4 protein-coding genes are annotated in these 4,281 nt (G+C 65.5%); 2 read left to right on the top strand and 2 right to left on the bottom strand.

All coding sequences use genetic code 11. From position 1 onward, the window contains the following. Window positions 1–136: 136 nt before the first annotated feature. Together ACFXB5_RS50625 and ACFXB5_RS50620 are read right to left on the bottom strand one after the other, a co-directional pair. The gene (locus ACFXB5_RS50625; protein ID WP_385222111.1) at window positions 137–1,732 is read right to left on the bottom strand and encodes a cation acetate symporter; all 1,596 of its coding nucleotides are present in this window, start codon (window positions 1,730–1,732) and stop codon (window positions 137–139) included. Continuing rightward, window positions 1,729–2,124, bottom strand: coding sequence for a DUF485 domain-containing protein (locus ACFXB5_RS50620; protein WP_385222108.1), 396 nt, complete (start codon window positions 2,122–2,124; stop codon window positions 1,729–1,731). Before ACFXB5_RS50620 ends, ACFXB5_RS50625 begins: the two co-directional genes overlap by 4 nt. Before the next feature lie 538 nt (window positions 2,125–2,662). Between ACFXB5_RS50620 and ACFXB5_RS50615 the strand changes: the two genes are divergently transcribed. Continuing rightward, on the top strand, window positions 2,663–4,051 hold the full coding sequence (locus ACFXB5_RS50615) for an OFA family MFS transporter (protein ID WP_385222105.1): 1,389 nt from the start codon (window positions 2,663–2,665) through the stop codon (window positions 4,049–4,051). A gap of 4 nt (window positions 4,052–4,055) precedes the next feature. Continuing rightward, entirely contained in the window at window positions 4,056–4,199 is a 144-nt protein-coding gene (locus tag ACFXB5_RS50610; protein WP_201849016.1) for a hypothetical protein, read from the top strand. The last annotated feature ends 82 nt before the right edge of the window (window positions 4,200–4,281 follow it).

The raw sequence follows: 4,281 nt of genomic DNA, 5'->3' as shown, positions 1-4,281 counted from the left end.
GGTGGGGGGGGTTCGCCCCCCCCCCCCCGGGGGGTGGGGGGGCCGGTGGGGGGGGGGGCCCACCCCCCCCCCCCCCACCCCCACCCGGGTGGGGTGGTGGGTCGCCCGGGGGGTCCCCCCACCCGGGCCCTGCCGCTTAAGCCTTCGAACCGATGCCGGTCAGCGACCGCACTTCCATCTCCGCCTGCTTCTTGGGGTCCGCGGGCTCCTTGCTGAAGACCGTGCCGAGGAAGCCGCAGAGGAAGGAGAGCGGGATGGACACCAGCCCGGGGTTGGTGAGCGGGAACCAGTGGAAGTCCACGCCCTTGATGATCGACGTGGAGCTGCCCGAGATGGCCGGGGAGAAGATGATGAGCACCAGGCCGGACACCAGTCCGCCGTAGATGCTCCACAGCGTCCCGGTCGTGTTGAAACGCTTCCAGAACAGCGTGTAGAGGATCGTCGGCAGATTGGCGGACGCGGCGAGCGCCAGCGCCAGCGACACCAGGAACGCGACGTTCTGACCGTTGGTGACGATGCCGCCGAGGATGGCCAGGAAGCCGATCACGAGCGCCGTCAGACGGGCGACCCGGATCTCGGACCGCGGATCGGCCTTTCCGTTCCGGATCACATTGGCGTACACGTCATGGGCGAACGAGGCCGAGGCGGCCAGGGTCAGCCCGGCCACCACCGCCAGAATCGTCGCGAACGCCACCGCGGAGACGATGCCGAGGAGCATCGCACCGCCGATCTCGAAGGCGAGCAGGGGAGCCGCGGAGTTCTCGCCGCCGGGCGCATTCACGATCTTGTCCGTACCGACCAGCGCGGTGGCGCCGTACCCGACGAGCAGGATCGACAGATAGAAGATGAACATCGACCAGGAGCACCACACCACCGAGCGCCGGGCCTCCTTGGCGTCCGGCACGGTGTAGAAGCGCATCAGCACGTGCGGCAGGCTGGAGATGCCGAGGACCAGCGCCAGGGAGAGTGAGACGAAGTCGAGCTGGTCCATCGCGTTCTTGCCGTACCAGCCGCCCGGGTTGAGCAGTTCGGCGCCCAGCGGGCTGTTCTGCGAGGCCTGGTCGAGGATCGCCGAGAGGCTGAACCCGAACTTGCCGAGCAGGAACACGCTCATGAAGGTCACGCAGATCAGCAGCAGGCCCGCCTTGATGATCTGCACCCAGGTGGTGCCCTTCATGCCGCCCACCAGGACGTAGAAGACCATGACGAGGCCGACGCCGGTGATGATGAGGGCCTGCCCGCCCTTGCTGTGCACATTGAGCAGCAGGGCGATCAGACCACCCGCACCGGCCATCTGGGCGAGCATGTAGAAGAATGTGATCACCAGGGTGGCGTTGGCCGCCGCCGCGCGTACCGGGCGCTGCTTCATGCGGAAGGCCATCACATCGCCGACCGTGAACCGCCCGGTGTTGCGCAGCCGTTCACCGACCAGCAGCAGGGCGACCAGCCAGGCCACGAGCCACCCCACGGAGTAGAGGAAGCCGTCGTAGCCGTGGACGGCGATCGCCCCCGAGATGCCGAGGAAGGAGGCCGCGGAGAGGAAGTCGCCGGAGAGGGCGATGCCGTTCTGGACGCCGCTGAAGGCGCTGCCCGCGGCGTAGTAGTCGGAGGTGGTCGAATTCCTGTTGGTGGCCTTGTAGACGACGAACAGCGTGATGACGACGAAAGCGAAGAAGACGCTCAGGTTGATTATCGGGCTGCCGGTCGCGCGGGCTGCGATCTGCACTGTCATTCCTTGCCGACTCCCGCCAGCTCGTGGATCGTGTCCACCTGGGGATCAAGTTTCTTGCGCGCGAAGCGCCGGTACGTCAGGACGATCGCCATGGTCGTCACGAACTGCAGCAGACCGAAGACGGTGCCGGTGTTGACCGCGCCGAACAGCTTGCGGCTCATGAAGTCGTGGCTGTAGGCCGAGAAGAGCACGAAGGTCATGTACCAGCACAAGAAGAACGCGCTCATCGGGAAGATGAACCAGAGTAGTCTCTTGCGCAGGAGTTTGAACTCAGGGCTCTGCTGGATCGCCTCGAAGTCGGGCTCCCCGATGTCGTCACCGCGATCGGCGAACCCCGTTCCGATGGCCCGCTCGGATGGCGAGGAAGCGGGCGGTCGCGCCGATTTATTCATGGTTTTCTCCGGGGTTTTTCTGACGAAAACGTCGGTTCGGGGCGCCCGTGCTCGGGCGTCAGGGGAGGGCAACCGGCGGGCCCTTGACGCGGCAAGTGTAGTAAGGCGCCGGACGCAGTCAACGTCACACCCTGCTCCTCACCGGCGCAGGTGGGCACATGTCGGGGTGTGTATCCGGCTTCGGCACCATCTCGAATATGACGGGAGAGGTCGCTGAACCGATACTTTGTCTCACCTTCCCGTGTTGTCCATTTTGGCGTGGTGTCAGGTTGCCAATGGGTGCTCAGGGTTGCGCCTTGAGGACATTTCGGGGCTCGGCGTTGTGTCCCAAGTGTCGCCACTGGTAGAACCTCACCTCGGGTAGAACGTCCCATCGTGCGCGAGCATGAGTGCGGTGAGTATGCCGCCTGGGCAGCGCGTCTGCCATTGGCATATGACGGCAGCTCTCGGCTCGTCACTCCCTCCCCCGGGGTGTTTGGATAGGTCAAGGAATGCAGTCTGCGGGGGTGTTCCCAAGAAGCCGGAGGTAAGTTGATCTGTGGGTTTCCTCGACCGCTCTCGCATCGTGGCAGGCGCGGGCTGGAATCGTTGGCTGATTCCGCCGGCGGCGCTTGCGATCCACTTCTCCATTGGCCAGGCGTATGCCTGGAGTGTCTTTAAGATACCCCTGGAAGATTCCCTAGACATCTCGGGAACGGCTAGTGCCCTCCCGTTCCAGATCGGCATTCTGGTACTTGGGCTCTCCGCCGCGTTCGGGGGAACGCTGGTGGAGCGAAAAGGCCCGCGCTGGGCCATGTTCGTGTCGCTCGTGGCCTTCTCGACCGGCTTCCTGGTCGCCGCGCTCGGCGTCGCCACGCGCAATTACTGGCTGGTCGTCCTCGGCTACGGCGGCATCGGCGGAGTCGGCCTCGGCATCGGGTACATCGCGCCGGTGTCCACCTTGATGAAGTGGTTCCCGGACCGGCCGGGCATGGCCACCGGTACGGCGATCATGGGTTTCGGCGGCGGCGCGCTGATCGCCTCTCCCTGGTCGACGGAGATGCTCAAGGCGTTCGGCAGTGACACCAGCGGTATCGCCAAGACGTTCCTGGTGCACGGCCTGGCCTACGCCGTGTTCATGTCGCTGGGTGTGGTGCTGGTGCGGGTGCCGCCCGAGGGCTGGCGGCCGGCCGGCTGGACGCCCCGCGTCGACGCGGGCAAGCGGCTCGTCACCACCGCGAACGTATCGGCCAAGAACGCGGTGCGGACACCGCAGTTCTGGCTGCTCTGGGTCGTGCTGTGCATGAACGTTACTGCTGGTATCGGGATCCTGGAGAAGGCCGCCCCGATGATCCAGGACTTCTTCCACGACACGGCGAGTCCGGTGAGCGCGAGCGCCGCCACCGGGTTCGTCGCGCTGCTGTCCCTGGCCAACATGGCCGGTCGCTTCGTGTGGTCCTCGGTCTCCGACGCGGTCGGCCGGAAGAACATCTACCGGCTGTATCTGGGCGCCGGTGCCCTGCTCTACCTCACCCTCATGCTCGAGAAGGACAGCAGCACCGCGCTGTTCGTCGCCTCGACGATGGTGATCCTGTCGTTCTACGGCGGTGGATTCGCCACCGTTCCGGCCTACCTCAAGGACCTGTTCGGCACCTACCAGGTCGGCGCGATCCACGGCCGGCTGCTGACCGCGTGGTCGGTCGCCGGAGTCGCCGGACCGTTCATCGTGGATTCCATCGCGGATTCCGCGCATGAGGACGGGCGCTCCGGCCCGGCTCTCTACACCTTCTCGTTCTCGCTCATGATGGGGCTGCTCGTCATCGGTTTCATCGCGAACGAGCTGGTACGTCCGGTGAATCCGAAGTTCCATGAGCCGGAGCCGGCGGCCCGGGAGGAGCCGGCACCCCCGGAGGAAACCCCCGATCCCATTCCGGCAGAGAGGCGGTAAACCGGTGACTGACGCAGACGGCCCTTCGCCGAACGCGGCCAAGACGGGTTCCCCCGTGGTGATGGTCGTGGCATGGCTGTGGGTGGCGGTGCCGTTTCTGTACGGCCTCTATCAACTGGCGGAGAAAAGTAGCAAGTTGTTCGAGTAAAGGCAGGCGCGCCCCCGCCAAGACCCAACGCATTTGCGGGGCCGTGGACGGGGGTAGTAATAAAACAAAACCGGGAAAAACA

It is taken from the genome of Streptomyces sp. NPDC059455, assembly GCF_042750115.1.
Lineage (GTDB): Bacteria > Actinomycetota > Actinomycetes > Streptomycetales > Streptomycetaceae > Streptomyces > Streptomyces endocoffeicus.
The sequence above is the reverse complement of the archived record's forward strand: the minus strand, read 5'-3'. Positions and strand labels throughout refer to the sequence as shown.

Bases quoted from the DNA above. Each gene is read 5' to 3' on its own strand.
- ACFXB5_RS50620 (WP_385222108.1), bottom strand. From the start codon at position 2,124: ATGAATAAATCGGCGCGACCGCCCGCTTCCTCGCCATCCGAGCGGGCC.
- ACFXB5_RS50625 (WP_385222111.1), bottom strand. From the start codon at position 1,732: ATGACAGTGCAGATCGCAGCCCGCGCGACCGGCAGCCCGATAATCAAC.